We start from the raw sequence: 16,694 nt of genomic DNA on the forward strand, positions 1-16,694 counted from the left end.
ACTGCCTACTGCCTACTGCCTACTGCCTACTGCCTACTGCCTACTGCCTACTGCCTACTGCCTACTGCCTACTGCCTGAGGGGGACTTCATGCATTCAATCGACCGGACTTCAATCGGCGGCATCGACGTCGCCCGCATCGCCGAATTGCGCGAGACGGAGGCGGCCGCCTTCCGCAAGGCGCGGCCGAAATCCGAGGCGAAGCTCGGCAACGGCATTGCCGGTTTCCTCGGCGGGGTGCCGATGCATTGGATGAGCGACTGGCCGACGCCGTTCCCGATCCTGGTCGACGGCGCCAAGGGCGCTACCATCACCGACATCGACGGCAATAGGCTCGACGATTTCTGCCTCGGCGACACCGGCTCGATGCTCGGCCATTCGCCGCCGGCGGTCGCCCGCGCCATCCGCCGGCAGGCCGCTCGGGGTCTGACTTATATGCTGCCAAGCGAGGATGCGCTGGCGATCGGCCCACTGCTTCAGCAGCGCTTCGGCCTGCCCTACTGGCAGATCGCCACCACCGCCACCGACGCCAACCGCTTTGCGCTGCGCGTCGCCCGCGCGGTGACCGGGCGCGAGAAGATCCTGGTCTTCAACGGCTGCTATCATGGCTCGGTCGACGAGACGATGGTGCGGCTGATCGACGGCAAACCGGTCAACCGGCCTGGGCTGGCCGGCGAGTTTCGCGACCTGACGCGAGCCACGAAGATTGTCGAATTCAACGATGTTGCAGCCTTGGAAGCAGCACTTGCCGACCGTGACGTCGCCTGCGTCATCACCGAGCCGGTGCTGACCAATTCCTGCATGGTGCTGCCGCAACCCGGCTTCCACGACGCGCTGCGGCGCCTGACCCGCGCGGCCGGCACGCTGCTGCTGATCGACGAGACGCACACGATTTCGACCGGCCCGGGCGGCTATACGCGCAAGCACGGGCTGGAGCCGGACCTGTTCGTGCTCGGCAAGCCGGTGGCCGGCGGCGTGCCGGCGAGCATCTGGGGCATGAGCGAGGAGGTCGCCACGCGCTATGGCGCCTACAACCAGACCAAGGAGCCCGGCTATTCCGGCATGGGCACGACGCTGTCGGCGAACCCGCTGCAATTCGCGGCGATGCGCGCCACGCTGGAAGAGGTGATGACGGAGGCAGCCTACGCCCATATGGACCGGCTGGCGCGCCGCCTCGATGCGGGGCTCTCCGCCGTCATTCAGCGAAGCAAGCTGCCCTGGCATGTCGCGCGGGTCGGCGCCCGCGTCGAGTTCATCTGTGCGCCCGGACCGCTGCAAAACGGCGGCGAGGCCGAGAAGGCGCATGCGCCGGAACTCGAAGCCGCCATCCATGTCGCGCTGGTCAATCGCGGCGTGCTGATCGCGCCGTTCCACAACATGATGCTGATCTCACCGGCAACGACTTCGGCGCAAGTGAGCCGACTGATCGCCGCCTTCGCCGCGGTTGCGGGCAAGCTTGCGGCGTGAGAAAAGCGGCGATGGACAATCTGAACGCCGCTACCACCTCTCCTTCCGGCTCGACTCCCGCCGAGGCGAAGGCGTTTCTCGACGCGCATCCCGAGATCGAGGCGTTCGACATCGTGCTCACCGACGCCAACGGCATCGGCCGCGGCAAGATCGTGCGCCGGCACGAGCTGATGGGCATTTTCGAGAACGGCCGGCATCTGCCGATCTCGATCCTCGGCCTCGACATCACCGGCGAGGATGTGCACGAAACCGGACTGGTGTGGGATACCGGCGACGGCGATCTCAGGGCATGGCCGATCCCCGGCACGCTGGTCCCGCTCTTCGGCACCAACCCGCCGCGCGGCCAGGTGCTGATGTCGATGCACCACCTCGACGGCCAGCCGATGACCTCTGACCCGCGGCTGGTGCTGGCAAGGCAGGTGGAATTGCTGGCGGCGCGCGGACTGCATCCGGCGGGCGCCTTCGAGCTTGAGTTTTTCCTGCTGTCCAATGAGCGCGACGCGGATGGCAAGGTTCAGCCTGCCCGCGCGGTGCTCGACGGCCGCCGCTCGGCCAAGACCGAAGTCTATTCGGTCGACCATCTGCATGGCATGGAGCCACTATTTTCCGACATCTACGCAGCCGCGAGGGCGCAAGGCATTCCAGCCGAGACGGTGATTTCCGAATACGCGCCCGGCCAGTACGAACTGACGCTCAACTACCGCAAGGACGTGATGAGGGCGGCCGACGATCTCGTCATGCTGAAGCGGCTGGTGCGGGCGCAGGCGCGGCGGCACGGCGTCACCGCCTGCTTCATGGCCAAACCCATCGAGGCCTATGCCGGATCGGGCATGCATTTCCATGTCTCGCTGCAGGACGATGGCGGCCGCAACGTCTTCACCGAGGCAGCCGGCGAGAAATGGTCGCTAAGCCTGCTCAACGCGCTTGGCGGCCTCATCCACACCATGGCGGAATCCATGCTGGTGTTTGCGCCGCACGCCAATTCATGGCGCCGCTTCGTCTCGCAATCCTATGCCCCCGTGGCGCCCAGTTGGGGCGTCAACAACCGCTCGGTGGCGCTGCGCGTGCCGGCGGGCGACGCCAGGAACCGCCGCATCGAGCACCGGCCGTCGGGCGTCGACGCGAATCCGTACCTTGTCGCCGCAACGGTGCTGGCCGGCATCGTCAAGGGCCTGGACGAGGGTCTTGACCCTGGCCTCGAGACGACCGGGAACGGCTATGAGCAGGCAACGGAAAAGTCGAGCATGCCGGCCGACTGGCGCGCCGCAATCGAGGCGGCCAGAGGCTCCGATTTCCTGAAGTCGGCGCTCGGCCCCGACCTGCACCGAACCTTCGTGGCGATCAAGCAGGCGGAATATCTGCGCGTTGCACGCACCGTCAGCGAGTTGGACTATCATCTCTATTTGCATGAGGTTTGAGCACAGGGCCTGACAGGCCCGGCGATCACGTTTTGCCGACGGCAGGAGATGCCGAAGAAATATTGGCGGAACCTTCCCGCGGCCTCGCTCATTCCAGATTTGACAGCAGGAGCAGACAGAGCCGCGTCAGAGATGATCGACCGGATGCCAACCACCCCAGTACCGCGCCATGCCAAGGTGAAGGCCAAGCATTGGCCGACGCCCGAGCCGGCCGATGTGGTGGCGCCTGAAGCCGAAGATATTGCGGAGTTGCGCGAAGAGGCGAAGGGCTGCCGACGCTGCCCGCTTTGGCATGACGCAACGCAGACCGTGTTCGGCGAAGGACCGGAAAGTGCGGACGTGGTCTTCGTCGGCGAACAGCCAGGCGATCAGGAGGATCTGGCCGGCAAACCATTTGTCGGCCCGGCCGGCAGAATATTCGACAGCATCCTGGACGACGCCGAAATCGACCGCCGCAAGGTCTATGTGACCAATGCGGTCAAACACTTCAAATTCGAGCCGCGCGGCAAGCGGCGCATCCATTCGAAGCCCAATGCCGGCGAAATCCAGGCCTGCCGCTGGTGGTTGGACAAGGAGCTCGACCTCGTCAAGCCGAACCTCGTGGTGGCGCTCGGCGCGACGGCGGCGCAGTCGCTGCTCGGCAAGGCCGTGCCGATCACCAAGATGCGCGGCGATGTGATCGAGCGCGAGGATGGCTTGCGCGTGTTTGTGACCATCCACCCCTCCTTCATCCTGCGCATCCGCGATCATGAGGACAAGGAGGCGGAGCGGGACCGGTTTTTGCAGGATATGCGGAAGGTGAAGGGGCTGATGGGGGCGTGATCAATTTAGGTCGCCCGAACAAACCTCGCGTAGACGCACGTATCCTGCGACTTAGGAGATTGGCCGAAACGCTCGTCGCTTCGTCATCCACGGGCGGAGCAAGGAGCGAAGCGACGCGCGCAGACCCGAGGATCCATTCCGTGACATACGAGCGCCGCAACGGTGCGCTGCATCCTACGGCTCAGGTCACGGAATGGATTCCAGGGTCTTCGCGACGGAGCTTCGCTCCTGCTTCGCCCTGGAATGACGACGTCAGCGCTTATCGCGCTACCTAACCAGAATCGCCCTCAGATCATTCACATTCGTGCCGGTCGGCCCGGGGACGAACAAATCTCCGACCGCATTGAACGCCGTCCAGGCATTGTTGCCGGCGAGCATCGCCTTGGCGTCGACGCCTGCCGCGCGCATGCGCGCCACGGTCGAGCCGTTGGCGAAGGCGCCGGCATTGTTCTCCGAGCCGTCGATGCCGTCGGTGTCGGCGGCCAAGGCATCGATGCCGTTCACGCCGTCGATGCCGATGGCAAAGGCGAGCAGGAATTCGGAATTGCGGCCGCCCTTGCCCTTTGCCCGCAACGTCACGGTCGTCTCGCCGCCAGACAGGATCAGCACCGGCTTGGCGAAGGGGCGATTGCGCGTCGCCACCTCGCGCGCGATCGCGGCATGGACGCCGCCGACCTCACGCGCCTCGCCTTCGATCGCGTCCGAAAGGATGACGGCGTCGATGCCTTGCCGCTTCGCTTCGGCGGCTGCGGCTTCCAGAGAGACGCCGGCCGAGGCGGTCAGGTGCACTTCATTGCCGCCGAAGCGCGGATCGTCGGGGCGCGGCGCATCGGCGGCCGGAGACTGGATATGGGCCATGACGGAGCCCGGCAGCTTCATGCCATAGGCGGCGATCGAGGCCAGCGCATCCGCGCGGCTGCCGGTGTCGGGAACGGTCGGTCCCGATGCGACCAGCGCCGGATTGTCGCCCGGGATATCGGACACGACCAGGGATACGACCCGGGCCGGATGAGCGGCGGCGGCCAGGCGTCCGCCTTTGATGGTCGAGACATGCTTGCGGATGGTGTTCATCGCCGCGATCGGCGCGCCGGAGGCAAGCAGCGCTTCATTGACGGCGATCTCATCGGCAAGCGTCAGCCCGGGGGCCGGCGACGGCAGCAATGCCGAACCGCCGCCGGAAATCAGCGCCACCACAAGGTCGTCAGCGGTCAGGCCCCGCACCTTCTCCAGCAAGCGGCGCGACGCCTCGAGGCCAGCGGCATCCGGCACCGGGTGCGCCGCCTCGATGATCTCGATGCGCTCGCATCTGGCGCCATAGCCGTAGCGGGTGACAACCAAGCCGTCGATCGGTCCGTCCCAGACCTTCTCGAAGGCGGCCGCCATCTGCGCCGAGCCCTTGCCAGCGCCTATGACGATGGTGCGGCCTTTCGGCTTCGCCGGCAAATGATTGCGGATCGTCTTTTCCGGATCGGCGGCGGCGACGGCGGCGTCGAAGATCGAGGTGAGAAAGCTTTTCGGGTCGGTCATTTTTCTTCCGGCGGCAGCGCGAGCGCGCTCGCATCGATGCCAAGATGCGCGCAAAGCGCGTCGACCACAACGCCATGATCCTCGCGTTCGGGCAGGCCCGAGACGGCGATGACGCCGATGACGCCGGCGCCTTTCACCGTGAGCGGAAAGCCGCCGCCGGCGAGCACATAATCGGCAATGTCGAGCGCTTCGCCGACCTTGAAAGTGCGGTCCGGGCGCTGCTGCTCAAGCACCAGGCGATAGGTACTTCTGAGATAGCGCTTCACGACATTGATCTTGCGCCGCGCCCAATCGGGATTTGACGCGTTGGAACCCGGCATGGCCGCATAGAAGAGCGGCCGATCGAAAGTCCTGATGTCGACGATGATCGGAAGATCTTCCTTCAGCGCCCGGTCCCTGATGGCGGAGCCGATCTTGAAGGCGACAGCCTCATCGAAGGCCGGAAAGACCAGCGTGGCTTCCTGTTTCTTGATCAGAGCGATGTCGTCGGCGATGGCCATGTCTCTTTCTCCGAAATCCCACCGTCGTTTGTACGACAAGCTCTGTCTGGTCAAGCATCCGTCGCGGACGCGCCAGGGTCGACCCCCACTCCGTCGAGCTTCGCTCGACACCTCTCCCCCGATCGACGGGGGAGAGGAAAGGCGCGAAGCGATTCAAGCTGGCGCCTTTCCAGTTGGCCCCTTTCCTCTCCCTCCGGAGGGGGGAGAGGTGGCGCCGCGAAGCGGCGACGGAGTGGGGGAACCACTTGGCAACCAGGCGCAGCCATCATCTTGCCCTACTCGAAGATCTACCCCATTGTCGGGACTTATCCCGCCACAATCGCGCTCTTCGCCGGCCGGCCTGCCACATAGACCTCGCGCACGGCACGATCGTCGCCCAGCGTCTGCAGCAGGAAGAGCTCTTCCGCCAGCGTCTCCACGGTCTCCATCCTGAGCCGCATGCCCGGCGTCGCATGGGCGTCGAGCACGACGATGTCGGCGTCCGTGCCTTCTTCCAGCGTGCCGACCTTGTCGGCCACGGACAGCGCCTCGGCATTGCCGCGCGTCAGCTGCCAGAAGGACTGGAAGGGGTTCAGCTTCTCGCCGTTCAGCGCGATCACCTTGTAGCCCTCATCCATGGTGCGCAGCATCGAATAGTTGGTGCCGCCGCCGACATCCGTGGCCGCGGCTATCCTGAGCGGCTTCCCGCGCCGGCGGTAACGCTGATAATCGAACAGGCCGGAGCCGAGGAAGAGATTGGAGGTCGGACAAAACACCGCGACCGAACCCGACCGTGACAGCGCGTCCGCCTCGCGCTCCGACAGGTGGATGCAGTGGCCGAACAGGCTCTTCTTGCCGAGCAGGCCGTAATGTTCATAGACGTCGGTGTAGTCGCGCGACCAGGGATAGAGCTCCTGGGTGAAGGCGATCTCGGCGTGGTTTTCCGACAGATGCGTCTGCATGTGGAGATCGGGATGCTCGCGGCATAGCACGCCGGCCATTTCCATCTGCTCGGGCGTAGAGGTGATGGCGAAGCGCGGCGTGATGGCATAGAGCTGGCGGCCCTTGCCGTGCCATTCGGCGATCAGCGCCTTCGTATCGTCATAGCCGGTCTGCGGCGTGTCGAGCACGCCGTCCGGGGCGTTGCGGTCCATCATCACCTTGCCAGCGATGTTGAGCATATTGCGCTCGTGCGACTCGGCAAAGAAAGCCTCGGCTGAACACTTGTGCACCGAGCAATAGGCGACGATGGTCGTCGTGCCCTGGCGCAGCATCTCGTCGAGGAAGACCCTGGCGATGCGGCGGCCATGCTGCGCGTTCTGGAATTTCGACTCTTCGGGAAAGGTGTATTTGTTCAGCCAGTCGAGCAGCTCGGCGCCGTAGGAGGCGATGATCTGCATCTGCGGCACATGCACATGCGCGTCGATGAAGCCGGGCAAGATGAGATGCGGACGATGGTCGATCGTCTCGACACCGGCAGCCGCCTTCTTCAAGACCTCCGCATAGGAGCCGGCGGCGACGATCCTGCCGTTCTCGATCAGCAGACCGCCATCCTCCTCGTAGCGCCAGGCGGAATGGTCGTCGATCGCTTCGGGCCAGCGCAGGAAGGAGAGCGTGCGGCCGCGCAGAATTTTCGCTGTCATGCTTACTTTCCGGCGCCTTCGAACCAGGCGACCAGAAGGGCCCTTTCCTGGTCGGTTATCTGGGTGACGTTGGCGGGCGGCATGGCATGCGCCCGGCCAGCCTGGATGTAGATCTCGCGCGCATGCTCGGCGATGCGCTCATCAGTGTCGAGCAGCACGCCTTTCGGCGCATGGTAGATGCCTTCATAGACCGGCTCCTCCGTATGGCACATGGAGCAGCGGCCAAGCACGGTGTCGCGCACGGCCGGGAAATGCGCCGAGGCGATGTAGACCTGCGCGGCGGCGGATGCGGCGGAGATCTTTGGCTCGCCGGTCAGCACCTTCGGCACGGTCGACAGCCAGATGATGATCATGAACAGCACGGCAGCGCCCAGCCAGGTCCAGGTCGGGTTGCCCTTCCTTGCATGCACGGTGTTGAAATAGTGCCGGATCAAAACGCCGATGATGAAGACCAGCGAAGCGATGACCCAGTTGAACTCAGTGCCGAAGGCCAGCGGGTAGTGGTTCGACAGCATCAGGAACAGGACCGGCAAGGTCAGATAGTTGTTGTGCAGCGAGCGCTGCTTGGCGATCTTGCCGTATTTCGGGTCCGGCTTGCGGCCGGCGATCAGGTCGGCGACGACGATCTTCTGGTTGGGGATGATGACCATGAAGACATTGGCCGACATGATGGTGGCGGTGATGGCGCCAAGATGCAGGAAAGCGGCGCGGCCGGTGAAAAGATGCGTCAGCCCCCAGGCGATGAACACCAGCACGCAATAGAGCACCAGCATCAGCCCGGTGTCGCTTTTGCCCAGCGGCGAGCGGCAGAGCAGGTCGTAGACGATCCAGCCGACGCCGATGGTGGCCAGCGACAAGAGGATGCCGACCGGCACCGAGATGTTGAGCACGTTGGGATCGATCAGGAAGAGATCGGCCCCGGCGTAATAGACCACGCAGAGCATGGCGAAGCCCGACAGCCAGGTGGCGTAGGATTCCCATTTGAACCAGGTGAGGTGCTCCGGCATCTCGGCGGGCGCCACCAGATATTTCTGGATGTGGTAGAAGCCGCCGCCATGCACCTGCCACTCCTCACCGAAGGCTCCGGCGGGCAGGCCGGGCCGCTGGCGCAGGCCGAGGTCGAGCGCGACGAAATAGAAGGACGAGCCGATCCAGGCGATGCCGGTGATGACGTGCAGCCAGCGGACCGCGAAGCTCAGCCAGTCCCAGAAAATCGCGAAATCCATCATTGCACTCGTCCCTGCCGATGAGAGCGACTTTACGGTCTGGCGCGCAAACGAAAAGAGGCGAGGTGCGCGATGACTTTCAAAAAAAAATGGAAAATACTAGGGTTGCCTAAGGTGTGTGAGGATTCAGGTCAGGCCGAGCCGAAAACGGCGAGTTTCGAGAACCGGAGCGGAGCGTAGTTGAAGTACGTGAGCACCGGAAGCGCAGGAACCCGGCGTTTGCAGGCCGGCATCAGCTGAATCTCCACACACCTTCGCGCAGCCGCTTGAGAGCCACACATGGCCTATCTCGACAACATCGCTGTCTTCGTTCGTGTCGTCGAGCTCGGCAATCTTTCGGCGGCGGGGCGCGACATGCGCATTTCGCCGGCGGTCGCCTCCAACCGCATCAAGGAACTGGAGAAACATCTTGGGGTGCGGCTGTTCAACCGTACGACAAGACAGTTGATGCCGACCGAGCATGGCACGGTGTTCTACACCGGCGCCAAGCAGGTGCTGGAGGCGATCACCGAGGCGGAAGCGGCGGTCGCGGCGCTCTCCGGCCAGCCGCGCGGGACTATCAGGGTTACGGCGCCGCTCGGCCTCGGCCGGAGGCTGATCGCGTCAGGCATTCCGGACTTCCACGACAAATATCCCGATATCGAGGTGAGGCTTCGGCTCTCCGACCATAATGTCGATATTATGAAGGAAGGCATCGACGTCGCCTTCCGGCTCGGCATCATCGAGGATTCGAGCCTCAGGATGCGCGGCATCATGGAATGCGAGCGCGTGCTGGTGGCGGCGCCGAAATACCTGGAAGCGCGCGGCGAGCCGACCGAGGCGCAGGAGCTGATCGGTAAAAAGCACGACTGCCTGATGCTGCGCTATGCCGGCGCGCGCGAATATGTCTGGACGCTGCAGACGCCGAACGGACCGCAGAAATTCGAGGTGCACGGTCCCTATGACACCGACGACGGCGACGTTCTGACCGGCTGGGCACTATCGGGGCGCGGCATCATCAACAAGCCGCGTTTCGAGGTCGAGCCGTTCATCCGCGACCGGCGGCTGAAGGTGATCCTGCCCCAGGCGCCGCCGACGCCGGTGCAGTTCGCCGCCGTCTATCCGCACAAGAAGCTGCAGGATCCGAAGGTGCGGCTGCTGCTCGACTTCATGGCCGAGCGCTGCCAGCGGCTGATCAAGGACCTCCTGGCCGGGAAGTAACGGCCGGTGGCGTCGCCATTCCGGACGGAAGGCTACGGCGAAAGGCGCCGAACCTAACTGCGGCGCATTTTCCTGGAATTGCTTCGGATCAGTCCATTAGCCTGGCCGTGCCGGAAACCCTGATCGAGCTGCCCGGCGCCGGCGGAATATCGGCATGGAGCCGCGAGCGCATGCCCATGTCTTCGCCCTGGACGATGTCGATGGCGCCGCCATGCGGCCAGCCGAGATCGCGCAGGTAGCCGGCAAAGGCAGCGGTCGCGGCGCCCGTCGCCGGATCCTCGTAGACGCCGCCGGACGCGAAGGGGTTGCGCGTGTGAAAGAGGCGCGGCGCCTCGGCATGGGCGAGGAGGATGGTGACCAGGCCTTCCCGCCGCATGAAGGACTGGCCTTGCTTCAAGTCATAGGCCATGGCCGCCAACGCCTGGCGCGACTTCAGCGCCAGCACGAGATGATCGGCGCCGCCATGGATGAGCGCCGGCGGAATGGCGGGGTCGAGATCGGCCGGCTCATAGCCAAGCAAGGCGAGCGCTTCGCCGACCAGTTCCGACGATGCGGCCTTGCTGCGCGTCGGTGGCGACTGCAGGGCGGCGGCAAAATTGGCGCCATCGCGAAAGCCTTCGACGGTGATGTCCGCCTGGTTGAGGGTCAGCCTGAAGATGCCGTCGCCGAACTTTCCGACCAGCGCCGCGCCGAGCGCGATCGTGGCATGGCCGCAGAACGGCACTTCCGACTCCGGCGAAAAATAGCGCACGCGCCAGACGTCGCCCTCGGGCGCAGCGAAGGCGGTTTCCGAGAAGCCGACTTCCGCCGCGACACGCTGCATGTCGGCGACGTCGGGCAGCGTCTCGCCAATCACCACGCCGGCGGGATTGCCGCCGGTGTTCCCGTCCGAAAATGCGGCGATCTTCAATATGTCCATGTTCCTGACCCCGTTATCCGTGAGGCGCAACAAACACGTTTCGCGCCACTTTGGGAAATGAGGAAAGCAGCAAGCAGCGGTGAGCGCCAGTCACACCTGCAATCGGGAATGGTGCTCCTCGATCCAACGCGGAACGAAATTCCGGTCATCGCCGTTCTGACGATTGGCGGTCGTTCGGGCCGCCTTCAGCTTTCATCATGCGACGCAGCGGGACAGGAGCCGACCATGGACGCCATCGTCACCAAGAACGACCTCAAATCCGATGCCAAGAAGGAATCGATCGATCTGCTCAACGCCAGGCTTGCCGACGCCATCGACCTGGCGCTGATCACCAAGCAGGCGCATTGGAACGTCAAGGGCCCGCAATTCATCGCCATCCACGAGATGCTGGACGAATTCCGCGAGGAGATCGACGGCCATGTCGACATCATCGCCGAGCGCGCCGTGCAGCTCGGCGGCACCGCGCACGGCACCTCGCAGGAAGTGTCGAAGGCGACCAAGCTGAGGCCTTATCCGACCGACATCCACAAGACCAAGGATCATCTGGCGGCGTTGATCGACCGCTATGCCACGGCCGCCAAGCTGACCCGCGAAGCAATCGACGAGGCCGACGACGCCGGCGATCGCGATACGGCGGACATCTTCACCGCCTATTCGCGCTCGCTCGACAAATTGCTGTGGTTCCTCGAGGCGCACACGCAGGAAAAAGAATAGCCAGGCGCTTCCCGGCTTTCACAACATGGCCGGCAGGTTAGCCCGCCATCGTCTTTTCGGGCGCGGCCGAAGCAGCCGGCTGGGCGCCGTGCGACACCAGCGCCGTCATGATCTCGGCGGCGGCGAGCGCGGCAATCACCGATGGGCGCTTGTCCTTCACCGCATTGCCGCCGATCGGCGAAACGAGCCGGGCGAACTGCGCTTCGCTGCCCTCGGCGGATTTCAGGAACCAGTTCCTGAAGGTCGCCTTCTTGGTCTTCGAGCCGATCATGCCGACATAGGCGCTGTCGTCGCGCTTCAGCGCCTCGGCGACGATCAGGAAATCCAGCGCATGATCATGGGTCAGGATAGCGAAGGCCGATCCGGCCGGCGCCTCGCGCACCACGGCTTCGGGCAACGATGCCAGCCGCGTCTCCACCGTTTCCGGCATGCCTTCCAGCGCCTCGGCGCGGGTCTCGACGACGAAGACATGGATCGGCAGCAGCGCCAGCGAAGCTGCCAATGCCTGACCGACATGGCCGCCGCCGAACAGATAGACATGCGGCAGACGCGCCTCTTCCGATTCAGCGTTGGCGATCAGCTGCTGCTCCAGCGAAGCATCGACGAGGCGGATCGACACCTCGACGCGGCCGCCGCAGCATTGGCCGATTTCCGGCCCGAGCGGAACGTCCAGCGTTGCGCAGATCTCATCGACCTCGATACGGGCTTCACCGGCCGGAGATCGCGACCGCTGCCCTGCATTCAATACCTGCCGCGCCTTGTCGATCGCCATATATTCGAGCTGACCGCCGCCGATGGTGTCGAAAATCGACGATGCCGAGACAAGCATGAAGGCACCGGCTTCGCGCGGCGTCGAACCCTTCGTCGCCGCCACCTCCACCAATGCAGCCCGGCCGACCCGGCCGAGGAATTCCTTCAGCTGTTGCGCCTTCGAGTTCATCGTCTGCATTTCCACTTGGGAAATATAGGGTTTTTCGGCCCGAATTGCACGTTTTAAGCCGGCTTCGCGGCTTCCCGTTTCAACCTCTCGATCGCCATCAGCACCCGTTCCGGCGTCGCCGGAGCATCGAGACGTGGACAGATCTTGTGACCGGCAACGCTCGCGACGGCGTCCGACAGCGCATGCAGCACCGACATGCCGTGCGGCAGCGGCGGCTCGCCTACAGCCTTGGAGCGGTGGATGGTCGGCTCATAGGCCGAGGACCAGTCGGTCAGCTTGACGTTGAAGATTTTCGGACGGTCGGACGCGAGCGGGATCTTGTAGGTCGACGGCGCATGCGTGCGCAGCCGGCCGCTGTCGTCCCACCACAGCTCCTCCGTCGTCAGCCAGCCCATGCCCTGGATGAAGCCGCCCTCGACCTGGCCGAGGTCGATAGCCCGGTTCAGCGAACGGCCGGCGTCATGCAGGATATCGGTGCGCTCGACGACATATTCGCCGGTCAGCGTGTCGACCGAGACTTCCGAGCAGGCCGCGCCATAGGCGTAATAGTAGAAGGCATGGCCGCGGCCCTTGCTGCGGTCCCAATGGATCTTCGGCGTCTTGTAGAAACCGGCCGCCGAGAGCTGGATGCGATTGATATAGGCCTGCTTGACCAGATCGTTGAAGGCCACTTCCTGGTTGCCGATGCGCACCCGGTTGGGCAGGAACACGACCTGGTCGTGCGGCACCTGATACTTGTCGGCGGCGAAATCGGTCAGCCGCTTGCGGATCTGGCGAGCGGCGTCCTGCGCCGCCATGCCGTTGAGGTCGGCGCCGGACGACGCGGCCGTCGGCGAGGTGTTCGGCACCTTGGCGGTGGTGGTGGCGGTGATCTTGACCCGGTCGAGATCGATCTGGAACTCCTCGGCCACGACCTGCGCCACCTTGAGGTGCAGGCCCTGGCCCATCTCGGTGCCGCCATGGTTCATATGGACGGAGCCGTCGGCATAGACATGCACCAGCGCGCCGGCCTGGTTCGCCTCCGTCTTGGTGAACGAGATGCCGAACTTCACCGGAGTCAGCGCCAGTCCGCGCTTGATGAAGCGGCTGTTGTTGTTGAAGGCGCTGATCTCGCGGCGTCGCCGCGCATAGTTGGCGCTTGCCTCCAGCTCGGCCACGATGCGCTGGATGATGCAGTCCTCGACCTTTTGATGGTATGGCGTGACGCTGCGCTCGCCGATCGCCTCCATCGGATCGTAGAAATTCAGCTTGCGGATCTCGAGCGAGTCCTTGCCGACGGCGAAGGCAACCTCGTCGATGACGCGCTCCGCGCCGACCATGCCCTGTGGGCCGCCGAAGCCGCGAAAGGCGGTGTTGGAGACGGTATTGGTGTAGAGCGGCGCCGATTTCGCATGCACCGCAGGATAGAAATAGGCGTTGTCGCAGTGGAACAGCGCGCGGTCGCCGACCGGACCGGAGAGGTCGGCGGAGAACCCGCAGCGCAACGCATAGGTGAAGTCGACGCCCAGGATATTACCCTCGTCGTCGAAGCCGACCTCATAGTCGATGGCGAAGTCATGCCGCTTGCCGGTGGCGGTCATGTCCTCGTCGCGGTCGAGCCGGATCTTCACCGCGCGCTTCAGCTTCTTGGCGGCGATCGCCGTGATGGCCGCGTACTGATTGGCCTGCGTCTCCTTGCCGCCGAAGCCGCCGCCCATGCGGCGCACTTCGACTGTCACCGCATGGCTCGGCACGCCGAGCGCATGGGCGACCAGATGCTGCGTCTCGCTCGGGCCCTGCGTCGAGCAATAGACGATGACCTCGTCGTCCTCGCCGGGGATCGCCAGCGAGACCTGGCCTTCGAGATAGAAATGATCCTGGCCGCCGAGCCACATGCGGTTCTTGATGCGGCGCGGAGCGGCGGCAATCGCCGCGGCGGCATCGCCGCGCTTCAGGATCAACGGCGTGGTGACCTGCTTGTCGTTGACCGGGTCGAGGTTCCAGATGTCGATGACGGCCGAAAGCTCGTCATATTCGATTTTTGCGAGACGCGCCGCGCGGCGCGCTTCCTCACGCGTCTCGGCAACCACGGCGAAGATCGGCTGGCCGTAAAACTCAATCTTGCCCTCGGCGAGCACCGGATCGTCATGCATGTTGCTCGGCGAAACATCGTTCTCGCCGGGCACGTCGGCATAGGTCAGCACATCGACCACGCCCGGCGCCGAACGCACGGCCGACAGGTCGACGCTTTTCAGCGTGCCGTGCGCGATCTTCGACAGGCCGAGGCCAATATGCAGCGTGCCGGCAGGCTCCGGCATGTCGTCGATATAGACGGCGGCGCCGCTGACATGCTTGTGCGCGGAATCGTGCCGCTGGTCGGTGGCGACACCGCCTGCGATCTTTTCCGCCTTGAGATTGGGAGTGGCGTGCTTGTTCATCAGGCGGCCTCGTTGCGCGAGACCTGGAACGGCGCTTTCGTTCCGGTCGTCTCGATATAGAAGCGCAGCAGAAGGTTCTTTGCCGCCAGCGCCCGGTATTCGGCGGTCGCGCGCATGTCGGTCAGCGGCGTGAAGTCGCTGGCGTATTGCGCCATCGCGGCCTCTACCGTCGCTTCACTCCAGGTTTTGCCAATAAGCGCCTTTTCGACTGCCGCGGCGCGCTTCGGCGTCGCCGCCATGCCGCCATAGGCGATGCGGATGTCGGCTACCGCGCCATCCTTGGCCAAGGTCAGGTAGAATGCCCCGAGCGTCGCAGTGATATCCTCGTCGCGACGCTTGGTGACCTTATAGACGGCAAACTTCGTGTCCTTTGCCGGCACCGGCACATGCACGGATTCGACGAATTCGCCAGGCTGACGGTCCTGCTTGCCATAGGCGATGAAGAAGGTTTCGAGCGGTATGGTGCGGCGGGCCTCGCCCTTGCGCAGCGTGAGCTGCGCGCCGAGCGCGATCAATGGCGGCGGCATATCGCCGATCGGCGAGCCGTTGGCGATGTTGCCGCCGATGGTGCCCATGTTGCGCACCTGTTCGCCGCCGATGCGGTCGACCAGCGGTCCCAATGCCGGGATGCGCTTCGACAGCGTCTCGAAGGCTTCGGTGTAGGTCACGCCGGCGCTGATGGTGATGACGCCGTCTTTTTCCGAGGTCGTACGCAAGCCGTCGAGGCCGCCGATGAAGATTGCCGGCGAGATGTCGCGCATATGCTTGGTGACCCACAGGCCGACATCGGTCGAGCCGGCGACGATGGTGGCGCCCGGTTCCTTCTCGAGGAAGGCCGCGAAATCGTCGACACTGGCCGGCACGATCAGCCGCGCCTTGCCCGACCCGATCTCGACCCTGGCGCCATCGCGCAGTACCTTCAGCCGCGCGGTGATGTCGTCGCGCTCCACGGCCAGCGGATCCTTAGCCGCCTTGCCGTAGCTCGAAATGGCGTGCGCGGCGCGCATGATCGCCTCATAGCCGGTGCAGCGGCAGAGATTGCCCTGCAGCGCCTTTTCGATCGCCGCGTTGGACGGGTCGGGCGTCTTCATCCACAGCCCGTAGAGCGACATAATGAAGCCCGGCGTGCAGAAGCCGCATTGCGAGCCGTGGAAATCGACCATCGCCTGCTGCACGGGATGCAACTTGCCCGGCTCGCCGCGCAGATGCTCCACGGTGACGACATGGGTGCCGTCGAGCGAGCCCACGAAGCGGATGCAGGCATTGACGCTTTCATAGACGAGACCTTCGGTGGAGAGCTTGCCGACCAGCACCGTGCAGGCGCCGCAATCGCCCTCGGCGCAGCCTTCCTTGGTGCCGCGCAGCGAGCGGTTGAGCCGCAGCCAGTCGAGCAAGGTCGCATCGGGGGCGACGTCTTTCAGCGCCACGTCGCTGCCGTTCAGGATGAAGCGTATTTCGTTGCGGGTCTCAGCCATGTCTCAGCTCCCCCGATAGGTCGAGTAGCCGTAAGGCGAAATCAAGAGCGGGACGTGGTAGTGCCGTGCTTCCGCCATGCCGAAGCGGATCGGCACGATGTCGAGGAAAGCAGGTTGCGGCAGGTCGATCCCCTGGCCGCGCAGATAGTCGCCGGCGGCGAAGACCAGCTCATATTCGCCGGTGCGGAAATCGGCGCCGGCAAGCAGCGGCGCGTCGCAGCGCCCGTCATCGTTGGTGGCGACGGTCTTGAGGTGCGTGCGGCCCTGGCCCTCGATGCGAAAAAGGCCGATCGACAGGCCCTTTGCTGGCCGGCCGGCCGCGGTGTCGAGCACATGGGTCGTCAGGCGCCCGCCATCGGCTTTCGAGGTCTCTGCCACTGGCCGCCTCCCATCCCGGTTCAGTTTCAGGTCAATTGTGCGCCAATTAAAGGCTATGCATAAGCCCCGG

Annotated in this window: 14 protein-coding genes; 5 read left to right on the forward strand and 9 right to left on the reverse strand. The window is 64.6% G+C overall.

Going from position 1 to position 16,694, the window contains the following annotated elements; all coding sequences use genetic code 11:
• The first annotated feature begins 89 nt into the window (after positions 1–89).
• Genes LB538_RS28575 through LB538_RS28585 form a run of 3 tightly spaced genes read left to right on the forward strand, consistent with a single transcriptional unit; the run spans position 90 to position 3,706 of the window.
• Positions 90–1,466 carry an aspartate aminotransferase family protein gene (locus LB538_RS28575; protein WP_224532615.1) on the forward strand — a complete coding sequence of 459 codons (1,377 nt, stop codon included), beginning with the start codon at positions 90–92 and terminating at the stop codon, positions 1,464–1,466.
• An 11-nt stretch (positions 1,467–1,477) separates the two neighbouring features.
• Entirely contained in the window at positions 1,478–2,884 is a 1,407-nt protein-coding gene (locus LB538_RS28580; RefSeq protein ID WP_224532614.1) for a glutamine synthetase family protein, read from the forward strand.
• A gap of 48 nt (positions 2,885–2,932) precedes the next feature.
• Positions 2,933–3,706 (forward strand): UdgX family uracil-DNA binding protein, encoded by a 774-nt coding sequence (locus tag LB538_RS28585; RefSeq protein WP_224532613.1) that lies wholly within the window; start codon positions 2,933–2,935, stop codon positions 3,704–3,706.
• A gap of 267 nt (positions 3,707–3,973) precedes the next feature.
• On the opposite strand, the gene LB538_RS28590 is transcribed toward LB538_RS28585, so the two are convergent.
• From LB538_RS28590 to LB538_RS28605, 4 genes are all read right to left on the reverse strand, one after another.
• Entirely contained in the window at positions 3,974–5,233 is a 1,260-nt protein-coding gene (locus LB538_RS28590; RefSeq protein WP_224532612.1) for a glycerate kinase, read from the reverse strand.
• Positions 5,230–5,733 (reverse strand): heme-degrading domain-containing protein, encoded by a 504-nt coding sequence (locus LB538_RS28595; RefSeq protein WP_224532611.1) that lies wholly within the window; start codon positions 5,731–5,733, stop codon positions 5,230–5,232. Before LB538_RS28595 ends, LB538_RS28590 begins: the two co-directional genes overlap by 4 nt.
• A 305-nt stretch (positions 5,734–6,038) precedes the next feature.
• On the reverse strand, positions 6,039–7,355 hold the full coding sequence (gene guaD / locus LB538_RS28600; protein WP_224532610.1) for a guanine deaminase: 1,317 nt from the start codon (positions 7,353–7,355) through the stop codon (positions 6,039–6,041).
• 2 nt (positions 7,356–7,357) lie between these two features.
• Positions 7,358–8,584: a urate hydroxylase PuuD gene (locus LB538_RS28605; RefSeq protein ID WP_224532609.1), complete on the reverse strand. Its 1,227-nt coding sequence runs from the start codon at positions 8,582–8,584 to the stop codon at positions 7,358–7,360.
• Between the two features lie 276 nt (positions 8,585–8,860).
• Between LB538_RS28605 and LB538_RS28610 the strand changes: the two genes are divergently transcribed.
• The gene (locus LB538_RS28610) at positions 8,861–9,781 is read left to right on the forward strand and encodes a LysR family transcriptional regulator (protein WP_224532608.1); all 921 of its coding nucleotides are present in this window, start codon (positions 8,861–8,863) and stop codon (positions 9,779–9,781) included.
• 88 nt (positions 9,782–9,869) lie between these two features.
• Here the strand turns inward: LB538_RS28610 and LB538_RS28615 are convergent, their stop codons facing one another.
• Complete coding sequence (locus LB538_RS28615; RefSeq protein ID WP_224532607.1) at positions 9,870–10,700, reverse strand: PhzF family phenazine biosynthesis protein; 831 nt, start codon at positions 10,698–10,700, stop codon at positions 9,870–9,872.
• A gap of 225 nt (positions 10,701–10,925) precedes the next feature.
• On the opposite strand from LB538_RS28615, the gene dps reads away from it, so the two are divergent.
• Positions 10,926–11,414 (forward strand): DNA starvation/stationary phase protection protein Dps, encoded by a 489-nt coding sequence (dps, locus tag LB538_RS28620; RefSeq protein WP_140628686.1) that lies wholly within the window; start codon positions 10,926–10,928, stop codon positions 11,412–11,414.
• A gap of 37 nt (positions 11,415–11,451) precedes the next feature.
• Here dps and xdhC read toward each other — a convergent pair whose 3' ends face one another.
• From xdhC to uraH, 4 genes are read right to left on the reverse strand one after another with little or no spacing between them, the layout of a single operon-like run.
• Positions 11,452–12,354 (reverse strand): xanthine dehydrogenase accessory protein XdhC, encoded by a 903-nt coding sequence (xdhC, locus tag LB538_RS28625; protein WP_224532606.1) that lies wholly within the window; start codon positions 12,352–12,354, stop codon positions 11,452–11,454.
• Positions 12,355–12,407: 53 nt separating this feature from the next.
• Positions 12,408–14,771, reverse strand: coding sequence for a xanthine dehydrogenase molybdopterin binding subunit (gene xdhB / locus LB538_RS28630; RefSeq protein ID WP_224532605.1), 2,364 nt, complete (start codon positions 14,769–14,771; stop codon positions 12,408–12,410).
• Entirely contained in the window at positions 14,771–16,246 is a 1,476-nt protein-coding gene (gene xdhA / locus LB538_RS28635) for a xanthine dehydrogenase small subunit (protein WP_224532604.1), read from the reverse strand. Before xdhA ends, xdhB begins: the two co-directional genes overlap by 1 nt.
• A gap of 3 nt (positions 16,247–16,249) precedes the next feature.
• On the reverse strand, positions 16,250–16,624 hold the full coding sequence (gene uraH / locus LB538_RS28640; RefSeq protein WP_224532603.1) for a hydroxyisourate hydrolase: 375 nt from the start codon (positions 16,622–16,624) through the stop codon (positions 16,250–16,252).
• Between the last annotated feature and the right edge of the window lie 70 nt (positions 16,625–16,694).

This window comes from Mesorhizobium sp. Ca11 (genome assembly GCF_020165275.1).
Lineage (GTDB): Bacteria > Pseudomonadota > Alphaproteobacteria > Rhizobiales > Rhizobiaceae > Mesorhizobium.